The sequence below is a fragment of the Lysinibacillus zambalensis genome, from assembly GCF_040183165.1.
Taxonomy (GTDB): Bacteria; Bacillota; Bacilli; order Bacillales_A; family Planococcaceae; genus Lysinibacillus; species Lysinibacillus zambalensis.
The window spans coordinates 1-14,147 of the sequence record NZ_JBEGDG010000035.1 but is presented as its reverse complement, the minus strand read 5'-3'; the positions used below and the strand labels follow the sequence as shown (position 1 = coordinate 14,147).

The 14,147-nt window shown below is 36.5% G+C and carries 20 protein-coding genes; 19 read left to right on the top strand and 1 reads right to left on the bottom strand.

Annotation, left to right across the window (positions count from 1 at the left end; translation table 11 throughout):
- Positions 1–32: 32 nt before the first annotated feature.
- From ABNX05_RS24540 to ABNX05_RS24470, 15 genes are all read left to right on the top strand, one after another.
- A complete protein-coding gene (locus tag ABNX05_RS24540; RefSeq protein ID WP_349662092.1) occupies positions 33–458 on the top strand; it encodes a hypothetical protein in 426 nt (141 codons plus the stop codon).
- 60 nt (positions 459–518) lie between these two features.
- Positions 519–953: a type II 3-dehydroquinate dehydratase gene (aroQ, locus tag ABNX05_RS24535; protein ID WP_053483682.1), complete on the top strand. Its 435-nt coding sequence runs from the start codon at positions 519–521 to the stop codon at positions 951–953.
- Positions 954–955: 2 nt separating this feature from the next.
- Positions 956–2,017, top strand: coding sequence for a M24 family metallopeptidase (locus ABNX05_RS24530; protein WP_349662091.1), 1,062 nt, complete (start codon positions 956–958; stop codon positions 2,015–2,017).
- A 17-nt stretch (positions 2,018–2,034) separates the two neighbouring features.
- Positions 2,035–2,592 carry an elongation factor P gene (gene efp, locus ABNX05_RS24525; RefSeq protein ID WP_197141081.1) on the top strand — a complete coding sequence of 186 codons (558 nt, stop codon included), beginning with the start codon at positions 2,035–2,037 and terminating at the stop codon, positions 2,590–2,592.
- Positions 2,593–2,759: 167 nt separating this feature from the next.
- Positions 2,760–3,767 (top strand): NAD(P)H-dependent flavin oxidoreductase, encoded by a 1,008-nt coding sequence (locus ABNX05_RS24520; protein ID WP_349662090.1) that lies wholly within the window; start codon positions 2,760–2,762, stop codon positions 3,765–3,767.
- Positions 3,768–4,054: 287 nt separating this feature from the next.
- Positions 4,055–4,264 carry a hypothetical protein gene (locus ABNX05_RS24515; protein WP_012295089.1) on the top strand — a complete coding sequence of 70 codons (210 nt, stop codon included), beginning with the start codon at positions 4,055–4,057 and terminating at the stop codon, positions 4,262–4,264.
- A 4-nt stretch (positions 4,265–4,268) separates the two neighbouring features.
- Positions 4,269–4,646 (top strand): hypothetical protein, encoded by a 378-nt coding sequence (locus ABNX05_RS24510; protein ID WP_079561815.1) that lies wholly within the window; start codon positions 4,269–4,271, stop codon positions 4,644–4,646.
- Positions 4,647–4,658: 12 nt separating this feature from the next.
- The gene (locus ABNX05_RS24505) at positions 4,659–5,570 is read left to right on the top strand and encodes a stage III sporulation protein AE (protein WP_349662089.1); all 912 of its coding nucleotides are present in this window, start codon (positions 4,659–4,661) and stop codon (positions 5,568–5,570) included.
- Between the two features lies 1 nt (position 5,571).
- The gene (locus ABNX05_RS24500; protein WP_349662088.1) at positions 5,572–5,715 is read left to right on the top strand and encodes a hypothetical protein; all 144 of its coding nucleotides are present in this window, start codon (positions 5,572–5,574) and stop codon (positions 5,713–5,715) included.
- Between the two features lie 64 nt (positions 5,716–5,779).
- Positions 5,780–6,199 carry a SpoIIIAG-related protein gene (locus tag ABNX05_RS24495; protein ID WP_079561813.1) on the top strand — a complete coding sequence of 140 codons (420 nt, stop codon included), beginning with the start codon at positions 5,780–5,782 and terminating at the stop codon, positions 6,197–6,199.
- Positions 6,200–6,760: a SpoIIIAH-like family protein gene (locus ABNX05_RS24490; protein ID WP_349662087.1), complete on the top strand. Its 561-nt coding sequence runs from the start codon at positions 6,200–6,202 to the stop codon at positions 6,758–6,760. It begins immediately after the preceding gene.
- Between the two features lie 202 nt (positions 6,761–6,962).
- Positions 6,963–7,469 carry an acetyl-CoA carboxylase biotin carboxyl carrier protein gene (gene accB / locus ABNX05_RS24485; protein WP_349662086.1) on the top strand — a complete coding sequence of 169 codons (507 nt, stop codon included), beginning with the start codon at positions 6,963–6,965 and terminating at the stop codon, positions 7,467–7,469.
- A gap of 12 nt (positions 7,470–7,481) precedes the next feature.
- On the top strand, positions 7,482–8,840 hold the full coding sequence (gene accC / locus ABNX05_RS24480) for an acetyl-CoA carboxylase biotin carboxylase subunit (RefSeq protein ID WP_349662085.1): 1,359 nt from the start codon (positions 7,482–7,484) through the stop codon (positions 8,838–8,840).
- A gap of 286 nt (positions 8,841–9,126) precedes the next feature.
- Positions 9,127–9,543, top strand: a complete 417-nt coding sequence (locus ABNX05_RS24475; RefSeq protein ID WP_349662084.1) for a hypothetical protein — start codon at positions 9,127–9,129, stop codon at positions 9,541–9,543.
- A gap of 43 nt (positions 9,544–9,586) precedes the next feature.
- Positions 9,587–9,715 carry a hypothetical protein gene (locus tag ABNX05_RS24470; RefSeq protein ID WP_349662083.1) on the top strand — a complete coding sequence of 43 codons (129 nt, stop codon included), beginning with the start codon at positions 9,587–9,589 and terminating at the stop codon, positions 9,713–9,715.
- A gap of 254 nt (positions 9,716–9,969) precedes the next feature.
- Here ABNX05_RS24470 and ABNX05_RS24465 read toward each other — a convergent pair whose 3' ends face one another.
- Positions 9,970–10,305, bottom strand: a complete 336-nt coding sequence (locus ABNX05_RS24465; protein ID WP_349662082.1) for a hypothetical protein — start codon at positions 10,303–10,305, stop codon at positions 9,970–9,972.
- Between the two features lie 1,105 nt (positions 10,306–11,410).
- On the opposite strand from ABNX05_RS24465, the gene ABNX05_RS24460 reads away from it, so the two are divergent.
- The 4 genes from ABNX05_RS24460 to ABNX05_RS24445 all read left to right on the top strand — a co-directional run.
- Positions 11,411–11,572 carry a hypothetical protein gene (locus ABNX05_RS24460; protein WP_349662111.1) on the top strand — a complete coding sequence of 54 codons (162 nt, stop codon included), beginning with the start codon at positions 11,411–11,413 and terminating at the stop codon, positions 11,570–11,572.
- A 372-nt stretch (positions 11,573–11,944) separates the two neighbouring features.
- Positions 11,945–12,331 (top strand): putative periplasmic lipoprotein, encoded by a 387-nt coding sequence (locus tag ABNX05_RS24455; RefSeq protein ID WP_349662081.1) that lies wholly within the window; start codon positions 11,945–11,947, stop codon positions 12,329–12,331.
- A 452-nt stretch (positions 12,332–12,783) separates the two neighbouring features.
- A complete protein-coding gene (locus ABNX05_RS24450) occupies positions 12,784–13,194 on the top strand; it encodes an Asp23/Gls24 family envelope stress response protein (protein ID WP_349662080.1) in 411 nt (136 codons plus the stop codon).
- A 158-nt stretch (positions 13,195–13,352) separates the two neighbouring features.
- Positions 13,353–14,147, top strand: a 795-nt coding sequence (locus ABNX05_RS24445; protein WP_349662079.1) for a transposase, incomplete at its 3' end; no start/stop codon positions are given.

Genomic DNA, 14,147 nt, shown 5'->3' with positions numbered 1-14,147 from the left:
TTAACTCGTAGTACAAGTTAGGAGGATTTTACTTGAGAGTAGCTAGTATAACATCGCTAGTCGGTGCGCTTGTTTTAGCATTGTGTTTAAAGGGGCTTCATTACTTTCATCTTATTAAATGGAATCCAATAGGTTTTTATAAGAAGTGGGATTTATTCGAAGACAGTTCAAAACTATTTCAATGGAGCTTTTTCATTTTAGTCTTATTCATGATTGGGTTTCTATTATACATTACGTTGAGATATGTTTATATTATCCCAGCTGTGCTTTCATCTTTTTTGCTCGGCCTTATTGTGTCAATCACATTAGAATGGATTGTTCTTGATTTGCCTTTACAATCTTCTTCCTTTAAAAAATTATCGATTCCTTTTATGGTCATTGTTATTTGTCTATTACGTTTCTTGCTTGAAACTGCAAATTTTCATCAGAAGGAGCATACAGCACAAAAAGGAAATTAGTTGCTGTATGCTCCTTGTATGATAAAATAATGGCAAGTACATAGAAAGAGGCGAATATGCGTGAAGTTATTATGTTTGAATGGACCTAACTTAAATCGACTAGGAAAAAGAGAGCCCCATATTTATGGTTATGAGACATTGGAAGATGTGAAAAATAATGTTCAGAATCTTGCGGCGTCTTTAGGTGCAACTGTCGAGTTTCGTCAATCTAATCATGAAGGGGTACTTGTTGATTGGGTGCATGAGGCGGAGGACGAAAAATATGATGGTATTATCTTTAATCCCGGTGCATATACCCATACAAGCATAGCTTTACATGATGCAATTGCAGGGATTTCTGTGCCGGTCATAGAAGTACATATTTCAAATATCCATAAACGTGAGGCTTTCCGTCATCATTCTTATCTCGCTCCGGCATGCCTTGGTCAAATCTCTGGACTAGGTACGAAAGGCTATGAACTGGCACTACGCACATTTATTGAGAGGGAGAATTGATTATGTTGAAATTGCAAAAGCTACGTAAGACACTTCAAGAACAAAATCTCGATGGCATTTTAATTACGAACGGATACAACCGTCGTTATATGACTGGTTTTACAGGGACAGCGGGCGTAGCAATCGTGTCTCAAAATGATGCTGTGTTTATCACGGATTTTCGTTACACAGAGCAAGCAGCCGCGCAAATACAAGATTTCCGTATTGTTAAGCATGAGGCGACGATCATTGAAGAAATTGCAACGCAAGTAAAAAACATGGGTATCAAATTATTGGGCTTTGAGAAAGATACTGTTAGCTATGGCACATATGAGCTATATAAAAATATAATTCAAGCTGATTTAGTACCGATTTCTGGGCTAATTGAAAAAATTCGCTTGATTAAGACGCAACAAGAGATTAATATTATTAAGGTTGCGTGTGAAATTGCTGATCACGCATTTACACATATCTTAAACTTCATCAAGCCAGGTAAAACAGAGCTTGAAGTTTCGAATGAATTAGAATTTTTCATGCGTAAACAAGGAGCAATTCAGTCTTCGTTTGATACAATTGTTGCGTCTGGTCTTCGCTCAGCTTTACCACATGGTGTAGCAACGAATAAAGTGATTGAAAAAGGCGACTTTGTCACATTAGACTATGGAGCACTGTACAATGGCTATATCTCGGATATTACACGTACTGTTGCAGTAGGCGAGCCATCTGAAAAATTAGTGGATATGTACAACGCAGTACTTGCTTCCCAGCTTTTAGCACTTGAAAAGGTTGGCCCTGGCTTAACAGGGATCCAAGCAGATGCGATTGCACGTAACTACTTAAAAGAAAAGGGCTATGGCGAGGCATTTGGTCATTCATTAGGACATGGGATTGGTCTTGAAGTACATGAAGGCCCTGGCTTATCGATGCGTTCAGAAGCAATTCTAGAGCCAGGTATGGCCGTAACGATTGAACCAGGAGTGTATTTACCAGGAATCGGTGGTGTTCGTATCGAGGACGATATTTTAATCACAGAGACAGGTAATGAACTGCTAACTCATTCGTCAAAAGAACTTATTATTTTATAAACTATGGAGGAACACAAATGATTTCAGTAAACGATTTCCGTACAGGTCTAACAATTGTTGTAGATGGCCAATTATACCGCGTGTTAGATTTCCAACACGTTAAACCAGGTAAAGGTGCTGCGTTCGTACGTTCTAAATTACGTAACCTACGTAACGGTTCAGTAAATGAAAAAACTTTTCGTGCTGGTGAGAAAGTTGAAAAAGCACAAATTGATAACCGTAAAATGCAATACCTTTATGCACAAGGTGATGAGCATGTTTTCATGGACTTAGAATCATATGAGCAAACTGAACTTTCTTCAGCTGCTATTGAATATGAATTAAAATTCCTAAAAGAAAACATGGAAGTGCATATCCAATCATACCAAGGTGAAATGTTAGGTGTTGAATTACCAAACACTGTAACACTAGAAGTAACAGAAACTGAGCCTGGTATTAAAGGTGATACAGCTTCAGGTGGTACAAAACCTGCAACTCTTGAAACAGGTCTTATTGTACAAGTGCCATTCTTCGTAAACCAAGGTGACATGTTAGTAATCAATACTGAAGAAGGTTCTTACGTTTCTCGTGGGTAATGAATAAAAATATCCGACCTACTCTTTTTTAAAAGGGTAGGTTTTTTTATTATACATATAAAGGTAGAGAGAGCTTCTTTTTTATAAATAGAAAAATTTGTTTCTATTATTTAATATGTGGTCATAATTGGAAGATTTGTTTACAATAATAGTAAGGAGTGAATGCTATGCTACAAACAACTTTTGAAATTCCATATCCAATAATACAGGCGCCAATGGCTGGTGTAACTACGCCAAAATTTGTGGCTGCCTGTGCAGAACAAGGTGTTTTAGGCTCGATTGGAGCGGGCTATTTAGATGGTGAGCAAACAAAAAGCTTTATTCAGGAAGTTAAAAAGCTAACGAAAAAGCCATTTGCGATTAATTTATTTGTACAAGAAGAACCACGTATTGATATAGATGTTCTTCAAAAAGCTCGAATGGCTTTACAACCGTTTTATGATGAACTTGGACTATCACCTGTACAAAGTGTCATGTCCAAGGAAGTATTTGAAGAACAAGTACAAGCTGTTCTTGAAGAAAATGTAGCCATTTGTTCCTTTACATTTGGTATTCCTTCAGCAGATGTTATTCATCGTTTAAAGGACAACGAAGTTTATGTAATTGGTACAGCTACTACACTAGAGGAAGCAAAGCGTGTAGAACAAGCAGGTATGCAAGCTGTTGTTCTTCAAGGTGGCGAAGCTGGTGGTCATCGTGGTTCCTTCACTGAACCTATGCAATTAATTGATTTGCATGATTTACTGCAACAAGTGGTAGGACAAATTTCCATACCGATTATTGCTGCTGGAGGCATTGTTACAAAGGAAGATGTAAGCAAAGCACTAGCAATGGGTGCACAAGCGGTTCAAATTGGTACAGCCTTACTTGTAGCAGATGAGTGTGAAATTTCACCTCTTTATAAAAATGCCTTGCTTCAATCGGAAGCACAGCAAACGACGATTACACGTGCTTTTTCTGGGAAACCAGCAAGAGGCTTAGCAAATAGTTTTACTGAACGTATGAAGGATGCTACTGTAGCCCCTTATCCATTGCAAAATGATCTAACTACAACGATTCGTAAAGAAGGCGCAAAACAGGGTAAAGCTGACTATTTATCGATGTGGATGGGCGAAAAAAGCTATTTAGTGAAACAACCGGGTACTGTGAAAAGCATAATTGAAAAGTTACTTTAACTTTTTTCAGTAAGAGTTTTCTTAACGGAAGCGAAGCGTCAGCTATAAAACGTTCTTCCTCTATGGGTGGTGGCGAATTTAAGTACTTATCAAGATGTCTAACATCCACTGAAACCCGGCGTTACGCAAGCGGGAAGGGGTCTTTGGGCTGCGCAAAGCCAATCTAGAACGCAAGGATGACGAGGCATCATTAATTTCATAAAAATACTAAGATCTCTATACGTAAGTATGGAGGTCTTTTTTTTGTGGTAGCGACATATATTGCTGTACACGAGGGGGCGTATGAAATGGAATTACAAGACGTATTAAGAGTCGCGGGAGTGGGACTAGTAGTTGCGCTTCTTCATGTCTTCTTTGATCAAACAGGAAAGAAAGAATTTTCATTTTTCCTATTTTTCATTGCTTATTTATATATGACAGCGGAATTACTGCGATTTTTACGTCTATTTTTTAATGAGATCCTTACATTCTTTCAATGGCTGACCTCATCAGGGTAGGTAAATGGAAATTGTCATCGTTGCTGTTGTCATGCTGCTTTTATTATTGCTTATAAAAGAAGTCATACAGCCACTCCATGCGCTAATTAGTGTAATGTTTTCGTTTTTACTTTTCGGTATGTTGTTTTCGACACTCTTATTGCCTTTCATCAAGCAATTACTTGAGACATTAGCATTTTTGCCTTATGCAAAAGCCATTGTGGTAAGTGCTAGCCTTTTTTATATCGGGCAATGGGTGTCGATGTTGCTGGTAGAACAAAACTATAAAGTACTCGGGCACATCGTCTATGATGGGGTCAAAATAGTTATTTTGTTGTACTGGTTTAAGGAGTTTTTGGCTGTTTTACAGGAGGTGTCGGCCATTTTACAACGGCTAAACTAAGGGGCGAAGACATTGCTAGAGCAAATATTTTCGTTTTTAACGGATCCATTCTTTCTATTGCTGAAGATGACGCTTATTTTATGTGGCTACGTCATTATTATTTTGATAATCAATATGATTTTACCAGAATTTGAAAAAGGGACAAGGATACTTTTTTTTCTTATAGTCCTTGCAACAATAGGACCTGTCGTTGTGAATTCATTTACATTAATAGACGAAATCGCAAAGGGACTTGCTCATATTTTTACAGCATTTTATCCCATCCTTACTTCAAGTTTTCTTTTATCAAGCAGCATTACAGCGATTGCTTCTTGGCAGCCTTTTTTACTTTTTTTTGTACAAGTATTAACGATTATTAGTAGTAAATGGCTTATTCCGGGAGTTCTTCTTGCCATTGTTTTTGATGTTTGCAGTGTCATCGTTAAAGAAATTTCGTTTACGAGAATTGCTGAATTGATTCGTTTTACCATTATGAGCATCGTCTCTGCATCAGTTATTTGTTACATCATTTTAATGTCGGCGAGTGGTGTTGCAGCTTTTAGTGTCAACGCAGCTGTTGCAGAGCCTGTGAAAAAATTAATAGAGGAAAATATTCCAGTTGTCGGTTCCTTTATAGTAGATAGTTTTTCAATGTTCCAGCATATGACACAATTCTCTTCTTCTATTAGTAGTATTACTGCGTTTATAGCGGTTATTACCGTGTCGTTCATTCCTACAGTGCAGCTTGTTGTTGCTGCCTATTCGTTGAAAATGTTAGCTGCTATTTTAGAGCCAATCGCCTTTGATGATATTTGTAGACTTCTAGATCATGTTAGTAAATCTCTATTTACATTATGTGCTGTATCATTTCTAATTGCTTTTTCGTTTATGTTTTCTTGTTTATTCCTCATCGTTTTTGTGCAAGTTATGGCTGGAGGGAGATAAATTGATTCTTTTATTAGCAATTCTCTTTATCTGTCAGATATTCGTGTTTCTAACGGACGATAAAGAAATAATTTCACTTACAAAGCTTGTCATTACGTTAGTATTTTTGCAATTGCTATTAAAGATTCCATTTATCAATTCATAGGAGGAAACAAGCGTACATACACTTGAAAAAGAGAAGAGATGAAAGGAGGCAATGTACAAGTGATGTGGAAAAGAAACCAAAAAAAACAACGTCATTTTTAGTCTTAATGCTGATCGCTGCCTCCGTGGGAATTTTCATCATTTTACCAATGTATCAAACGAATACAACGAATGGGCAAGTATCACCGAAAACCAATGAAGAAAAACTTGAACAGACATTGAAGGCTATGAAAGGTGTTGGGGAGGTAAAAGTCTATTTTTATTACGGAGATATGACAGATGAGAAGGATGATAATCAATTATTCAGTCAATATTTTCGAGGAACTGAACAAGGCACGAAAGAAGTAACGGGGATACTAATTGTTTCAAAAGGAGCATCAGATATCTTTGTTAAAAATGAAATTCGTGCGGTTGTTAGTCAAGTTATGCAATTACCGATTCATCGAATTATTATCGTTCCAATGGAAAATAAGGAGGAAAAGTAAATGCGCGTACGTAGAAGAACAGTTTGGTTTATGACATTATTAAGTCTAGTAGCGGTTATTTCAGTGTATTATTTGGTTGATCCAGCAAAACAATTTAATGGACTAACTATTTTCACAGATGACGCATTACAGCAAACTGCAGTAACAGGTGTGACTGATCAAGAAGCAACGAAAGAGGGAGAGACGAAGGAAGTATCTTCTCCAAGCCATTTATTTGAAGAGATGCGCATGCAAGTTAGTGATGAAAGAAGCCAGCTTCGTTCGCAATTAGAGCAGAAAATCGGTTCACAAGATTATTCAGCAGAAGATAAAAGTAAAGCTTATAATGAGATGGATAGCCTTATAAAACAAGAATCCTCTGAAGCAATGTTAGAAATGCTTATTAAATCTTTAGGTTATTCCGATGCATTTGTACGAGCAGACGGTGATAAAGTACAGGTAACTGTTATGGCGGAGGAGCTATCAAAAGCGCAAGCGAATGAAATTATTTATTTAGTGAGAACAGAAATGGAAGGCGCAAATGACGTCCTAGTAAAATTCAGTGCAAATAGTAACAATTAAAAATAACAAGAAAAATACTAATATTCTGTTTATTTGAAATCATTGTTATATATCAGTATCATGAAAAGGCTTTCGTTTAGTAAAAGAAAGCCTTTTGTTTTGTTCATATTTACTTAATTTGCATTAAAGTATTTCAAATTGTTCGAAAAAAATATAGAATAGTGCTTGTAGTAGATTTTATTTCATAAGGAGAGTTAGGAAAATGTTCAAAATTCAAGAAATTCGTGAAATCATTAAATTGGTAGATTCTTCTTCAATTGACGAGTTCGTTTATGAAGCAGATGGGGCAAAAGTTAAATTAAAAAAGAATGGTGTTGTTGTTACTGAAACTGTAGCACCTAAAAAAGAAGTAGTGGCACCTGTTGTACAACAATCTGCACCAGCAGCGGCTCCTGTAGCACCAGCTACTCCTGCTCCAGCAAAAGCTGAAGAAGCACCAGCTGCAGCACCAGTAAATAACGACCCATCGTTACATAAAATTGTATCTCCGATGGTCGGTACTTTTTATCAATCTCCAAACCCGGATTCACCAGCTTACGTTAAATTGGGGGACAAAGTTGGTAATGAAACAATCGTATGTATCGTAGAAGCTATGAAACTATTCAACGAAATTGAAGCAGAAGTTCAAGGGGAAATCGTTGAAGTACTTGTTAAAGACGGTGAATTAGTAGAATACGGACAACCATTATTCCTTGTAAAAGCTGAGTAAGGAGTGCACAATATGAAAAAAGTTTTAATTGCAAACCGCGGCGAAATCGCTGTGCGTATCATTCGTGCTTGTAAAGAGTTAGGCATTCAATCTGTTGCCGTATATTCAGAAGCAGACGCAGACGCATTACATGTGAAATTAGCAGACGAAGCATATTGCATCGGACCTAAGCTATCAAAAGATTCATATCTTAGCTTCCCGGCTTTACTGAGCGTAGCAGAAAAAACAGGTGCAGACGGTATCCATCCAGGTTACGGTTTCGTATCTGAAAACGCTGACTTCGCTGAAGCTTGTGAAAACGCAGGCATTAAGTTCATTGGACCTTCATCAGATTCAATTAAAATTATGGGTATTAAAGATGTTGCACGTACAACAATGGAAGCAGCAGGTGTTCCGCTTGTTCCGGGTACTGGTATTGTTCCAGATATCGAAACAGGTAAAGAATGGGCTGCTAAAATTGGGTACCCAGTTATCATTAAAGCAACTGCTGGTGGTGGCGGTAAAGGTATCCGTGTAGCACGTACAGAAGAAGACCTTGTAAAAGGCATTGAAATTACGCAAAAAGAGGCTGCTGCAGCATTCGGTAACCCTGGCGTTTATTTAGAAAAATTCATCGAGTACTTCCGTCACTGTGAAATCCAAGTATTAGCGGATGGCTATGGTAACGTTGTACATTTAGGTGAACGTGACTGTACAGTTCAACGTCGTATGCAGAAATTAGTAGAGGAAGCTCCGTCTCCAGCGCTATCTTCAGAGCGTCGTGCTGAGATGGGTGCGGCTGCCGTTAAAGCTGCACAAGCTTGTAACTATGAAGGTGCTGGAACTATCGAGTTTATTTATGACTATAGAGAAGATAAATTCTACTTCATGGAAATGAATACTCGTATCCAAGTAGAACACCCAGTAACTGAAATGATTTCTGGTGTTGATCTTGTACAACAACAATTAAAAATTGCATCTGGTGAAAAACTTCCTTTCACTCAAGATGATATTCAATTAAATGGATGGGCAATTGAATGCCGTATTAACGCAGAAAATGCTTATAAAAACTTCATGCCATCAGCTGGTACTGTAGATACTTATGTAACTCCAGGTGGCTACGGTGTACGTATTGACTCTGCAGTATATGCTGGTTATACAATCCCACCTTACTATGATTCTATGGTTGCAAAACTAATTGTTCATGCAGATACACGTGAAGAAGCGATTGCGAAAATGAATCGTGCGCTTAGCGAATTCGAAGTATCTGGTCCTGGGATCAATACAACAATTCCATTCCACCAAGCATTGATGAACAATGACGTTTTCAAATCAGCGCAATTCAATACGAAGTTCCTAGAAGAGAATGATGTTTTGGGGACAAGCAAGTAAGCCGTATCAACGGTTTAACCATCTCGGCTAATAGTCGGGAAGCTTGCGAAATAGTTGTGCGATATTTGCCAGCTGAATAGTTGGCGGAATAGAATTAGGAATAAAACAAAACGGAATATCCGATTTTTAGACCCTTTAACGAAACCGATTCGTTAGGGGGTCTTTTTTGTGTGTAAAAATAGTCAACGTACCGGTATTTTCGATTTAGAAAATATGAATCCGATCGAACTAAACGATTAATCCTAAAAATGAAAATAATGAGCCGCTAATATCAGCACCGACAATTATGATTGATGTTAAACCAATTCGTTTAAAAGGTAATCGTATTAGTGCGTATTCGGCGCTAATCATCGTTAAAGAACAAATGCGCTTATCGGGCATACGCAAACAAACGATTAAAGAATACGACTACAATTTTAGGCGGTTATTAACGAATATGAATGTCGAATATTTAGATGAAATTACAGTGGAAATACTATTCGGATTTATCTTATCATTAGGCGATGTAAAAGAAATTACAAAGCAAAGTAAATTACGTGTGATAAAAGCGATATTAAATCGTATATTCGATAACGGTTGGATTGAAAGGCGTTTTTGGAAGGATATAAAAATTAAAGTCGACGGGAAAATCAAACCACCAGCTAATGAGAATAATTTAGCGATACGTCTTTCATTATTAAATATGAGTAACTTTATTCTTTGAAAGATGCAGTAGCTATTTAACAATTTATAAATGTGGTTTACGTATGAGTATGTTAATTCAATTAGAAGAAAAAAATGTATACTTTGATAATCGGATGTTAATTATCGAGGGAGACATTATGAAAGGGAGGGACGTTTTAAAACTACCATTCGATGATGAATTAGAAATGTAGTTGAAAAGGTTCTTAATGTCTTATGAGATCCATTGCCCAGAGTTAAACGCTCAACAAGCGTCAATTAGTAGAGTCATATATAACACTGAAATCTGCGCCAACAGACTTCGGCAAATATTCGCTAGAGCTCGCGCCAACTTGCGACTAGTATCATAATCGTAGCGCCAACAATGGTTGACGAAAACTAGGTGCGCCAACACCTAGTTTTTCTATTTTTATAACCAGAATGTCCGTTAATGGGCTAGAAAAATCCGTCAGAAATATTGCAGAATTAACTGATATATTGCTATGGAAAGACCTAGAATACTAGCTTTCATTTTAGCTGGATGATTTCTTTCACTACGAAACAAGTAAAAGAATACTACTATAAATCCCAAAGGAACCCATAGCTGAAAGACACCTTCTTTTGTGCTGAGAGAAAAAATGGGAGTAATATATGTACTACTAATTAGAAAGTAAAAGAAAATCGTAAAACGTCTTGTTTCTAATTGCTTGCTCCATCTTACTAAAAGGAAAATAATGGTTATTGCTATAATCGTAATGTGTAAAGGGGGTAGAAAAAGAGAACCGTCCCCAAATTTAAATTCCACTTCGTATTCCCTCCTTTATTATAGTATAACACCATTTATAGTAAGAATTGTGCTTTTGCGGAAATCATATCTGAAATGGTGTTTGAGTTCTTAGGAAGAATAAGGCCTTCATTTCGCCTTTATAAACGTGGCTAGAAATAGCTTTAGATCGCAAGTAGGCGTATTTATCATACAAAGGTTAGAACGCATAAAACAAAGGAGGGATGAACGTTTAAGTAAATAGGAATAAATTTTTCCGAAAAGTTGTCCCAAAATAGGACGTTTTAGTGTGAGGTATATAGTAGATGAAAGTTTTATTGGAAAACGGTATATCGAAAGTGGATTGACGCTTAGAGCTGAACGGTATTTTGGTGGTGATTAGGGGTATCATGGTAGATACGCTTTAGCAATACCAAACGGGATACACGAACTATACTACTTTCTTTTTATCTAAACTACTATCTTTAAAATATTACGTCATGTAAACGGCTATCGACTCCGTAACTACCGACAACATACATACGTATTGACTATAAGAAGAACTATATCTAACGAGAACTAACGTTTAAAGCAAATGATTAATGTGGCAAAATACATGAGGGGAAGAAAGGTGTTGAGTTAATTGTGAAAGAGTAAATGTGTCTGTCAGGCGTTCGTAAGGTGACAATAGGGGGTGTGAAACATCACAATAGGACTGGTATATAATGAGTAGTCGTCATTAGTACAAGCCCTTAGAGTGATGTTTGTGTGCTAATGTTTGGATTGACGAAAAGTTATCATAACTGCCTACTTAAATCGCTATTATAAAATGAAAAAACTATACGTGGAAATGATATCATAGGAAAGTATTGTGATAGATGGTTTTAAAGAGATCGACCGTTACTTCGAAGCGAGTCGATTTCGTCTAAAGTTACTTTAATAATCATTTTTCTTTTGTAAAAAAGAAACCTGTTCCATTTTCTTATGTTACAAATCCTTCTTTAACAACGGATATTTTTTCCACCATTTTTTGTTCCTCTGCTGTGATTACAGTGGTTTTGAAGCATATTATTTGTATATGTTATAATCAAATTTATGGAGAAGTGTATACTATCGGTGCTATATCGTTAAAAGAGATAGGGGGCAGATGATGAATAACGAATATTTCGTAGGTTGGGGTACATTGGCGTTGATAAATGCTGCACTTGCACAAGGGAAGAATAGAACGGGGCTAAATTGGTTTTTACTTTCTCTTGTATTAGGTCCGATTGCAACACTAATTTTGTTATTTGTTGAAAAGAGACAGTAACACTACATATTCATAATTGATTAAATAATAAAGCGAGAAGCGTTGAAATGTAGACTTTCGCATATTCAATTATTTGGGTTTTTAATAAATGTAAGTCGATTTTAGATCGGCTTATTTAATAGTGTCATAACTTAAACCTTCTAACTTTTATTAGTTAGGAGGTTTTTTATGTCCAAAAAACGGAGAACAGAGATAAGTCTTTTCTAAGAGCTTGCTACCGTTGTTATAACCCTAATCTTATCGTATTGCCTGTAGCCAAACGTCAATCTCATTTGTTGCGCAATTCCCATTCCTTTACCAATTCATGATTTTCTATGTTACAATGTTTTATGGATGGAATTTTCAGTTATTTAAGGAGTGGGTTAAACGGCAATGAAAAAATTGTTATTTTTAGCACTTTTGTCAGTGTTTCTTTTAACAGCGTGTAATTCACCAACGTTAAGTATTAGTGAAATTGAGATTGTTCCAGATAAAGTGCAAGAGGTAATTGATGAAAAATATACACTTCAAAAAATCAATGTAGTAGATAAGGATATTTCTTATGTCGTTTTTCGGTCAAAAGGAACGGTTACATCAGACCTTGAAACGCAGGGGAATACATTAATAATAAAGTTAGACATTACGAATCAACAGGATAATGCAATAAAACAACATGTTTATAAATTAACATTGGATCCGAACCTTGATACGATTGATATTCACATCAATGGTAAATCTACTTCTATTGATAATGTAGCAGGGATAAAAGAAGGCAATTAATGACTTTTCAACAGCCATCGCACAAAAAATAAAGAGCCGTTTACAAATAATGAATAGGATGATTGTATGGAGGGTTTTGAACTTTCGTTTAAAAATAAAGCAGTACGAGTTTGGTTTTGTACGATGCTACCTGCAATTATTTTAACTATTGTCCTTACTATTGTTTTGCCCAATGAGCAAAGTAGATATGTTTCATTAGGTTTATCACTAGTTACAATCTTATACTTTGTCTGGTTTGTGATTTATTCTAAAAAGAAACGCAAATAAAATGGTGAAGAAATCTTCAACGTCTTCGCTTTTTATTTTTATCGATAAACTTTGTTAATTTATCGACATAAACATGATCCAAATAAATTAAAGCGTCTTTACGAAGCCAAACTTTCCTTTTTATAGTATAATAAGCGTAAGTACAGCATTTGTTTGTGATGTGTAAGGGAAAGGATGATATTTGTATGGCAGAGAAAGTAGGACAATCTTTCGTACAACCAACACCTTCTGGTAAAGAAGAACTTGGGAAAATTGAAGTAGCAGCGGAAGTAATCGAGGTTGTTGCTGGAATCGCAGTGAACGAGGTAGAAGGGGTCGCAGCAACTCGCGGTAATATTGCTACGGGCGTAGTTGAACGCTTCGGTAAAAAAGTTCACAATAAAGGCATTAAATCGGGTGTTACTGAAACTGGTGAGATTGCCATTGATGTATTTTGCTCTGTAAAATACGGCTATACAATCCCAAAAGTGGCGAAGGAAGTTCAAACTCAAATTCGCCAAGCGATTTTTAATATGACTGCACTTGATACAGCTGAAGTGAATGTCCATATTACTGGCATTCTCTTTGAAAAAGAAGAAGTAGCTGTGCAAGAATAAAAAGAAGAGGCTGGGACAAAACCCATCTCTAAACTAAAAAGCCGGTGAAATTTTACGATCAGTAAAATTTCACCGGCTTTAAACTTTTTCATAAAAAATAAGGACCACTTCTGATAAAATTAAGTCACCACAACAAAATTACAGAAAGAAGGATCCTTATGTTTAAAAATTATAACATGAATCAAGTTGTTTTACCTCTAGATTTAGAAATAAAACTTCAAGAAAATGATATCGCCTACGCCATCCATGATTTAGTGGGAAGTATTCCAAATGAAGCGTTCGATTCATTTCTTCGATGCACGGGTTGTCCCGCTTATCATCCACGAATGATGTTAAAAATTATTCTGTGTGCTTACACCCAATCTGTTTTCTCTGGAAGAAAAATTGAAGATCTCGTAAAAGACAGTGTTCGAATGATGTGGTTAGCTCAAGGTTATGAACCGAGCTATCGAACAATTAATCGTTTTCGTGTTCATCCGGCGGTGAAGGAATTATTACGCCAATGCTTTGTCCAATTTCGTTGTCAGCTAGTGCAAGAAAAGCTGATTGAGAATGAAGCCATTTTTATCGATGGAACAAAGATTGAAGCGAATGCGAACAAATTTACATTCGTGTGGAAAAAGTCGATTGAGAAATATCATAACGGACTAATTGAAAAGTCAAACCAGCTATACGATGAGCTGCTTGAAAAAGAAATCGTGCCAGAAATTGAACGGGAAAACGAAAAGGAATTAGCATTAGAAGAGCTAGCTCAAATGGTCGAAAAAGTAGATGAAGTGATTTCTGAATATGATCGAAAAATTGAGGACTCATCGGATGTAGCAGAGCGAAAGGCTTTAAGAACGGAACGGAAATTCCCAAAGCAAGCGCGTAAACAATTAATCGACTATATTGAACGCAAACTAAAATATCAAAGAGACTTCGAAATCTTTGACGAACGAAATAGTTATTCG

What these genes read in the sequence shown, in the direction of transcription:
- ABNX05_RS24530 (WP_349662091.1), top strand. Translation starts at nt 956, where the DNA reads ATGTTGAAATTGCAAAAGCTACGTAAGACACTTCAAGAACAAAATCTC.
- efp (WP_197141081.1), top strand. Translation starts at nt 2,035, where the DNA reads ATGATTTCAGTAAACGATTTCCGTACAGGTCTAACAATTGTTGTAGAT.
- ABNX05_RS24520 (WP_349662090.1), top strand. Translation starts at nt 2,760, where the DNA reads ATGCTACAAACAACTTTTGAAATTCCATATCCAATAATACAGGCGCCA.
- ABNX05_RS24515 (WP_012295089.1), top strand. Translation starts at nt 4,055, where the DNA reads ATGGAATTACAAGACGTATTAAGAGTCGCGGGAGTGGGACTAGTAGTT.
- ABNX05_RS24510 (WP_079561815.1), top strand. Translation starts at nt 4,269, where the DNA reads ATGGAAATTGTCATCGTTGCTGTTGTCATGCTGCTTTTATTATTGCTT.
- ABNX05_RS24490 (WP_349662087.1), top strand. Translation starts at nt 6,200, where the DNA reads ATGCGCGTACGTAGAAGAACAGTTTGGTTTATGACATTATTAAGTCTA.
- accB (WP_349662086.1), top strand. Translation starts at nt 6,963, where the DNA reads ATGTTCAAAATTCAAGAAATTCGTGAAATCATTAAATTGGTAGATTCT.
- accC (WP_349662085.1), top strand. Translation starts at nt 7,482, where the DNA reads ATGAAAAAAGTTTTAATTGCAAACCGCGGCGAAATCGCTGTGCGTATC.
- ABNX05_RS24475 (WP_349662084.1), top strand. Translation starts at nt 9,127, where the DNA reads ATGATTGATGTTAAACCAATTCGTTTAAAAGGTAATCGTATTAGTGCG.
- ABNX05_RS24470 (WP_349662083.1), top strand. Translation starts at nt 9,587, where the DNA reads ATGAGTATGTTAATTCAATTAGAAGAAAAAAATGTATACTTTGATAAT.
- ABNX05_RS24460 (WP_349662111.1), top strand. Translation starts at nt 11,411, where the DNA reads ATGATGAATAACGAATATTTCGTAGGTTGGGGTACATTGGCGTTGATA.
- ABNX05_RS24455 (WP_349662081.1), top strand. Translation starts at nt 11,945, where the DNA reads ATGAAAAAATTGTTATTTTTAGCACTTTTGTCAGTGTTTCTTTTAACA.
- ABNX05_RS24450 (WP_349662080.1), top strand. Translation starts at nt 12,784, where the DNA reads ATGGCAGAGAAAGTAGGACAATCTTTCGTACAACCAACACCTTCTGGT.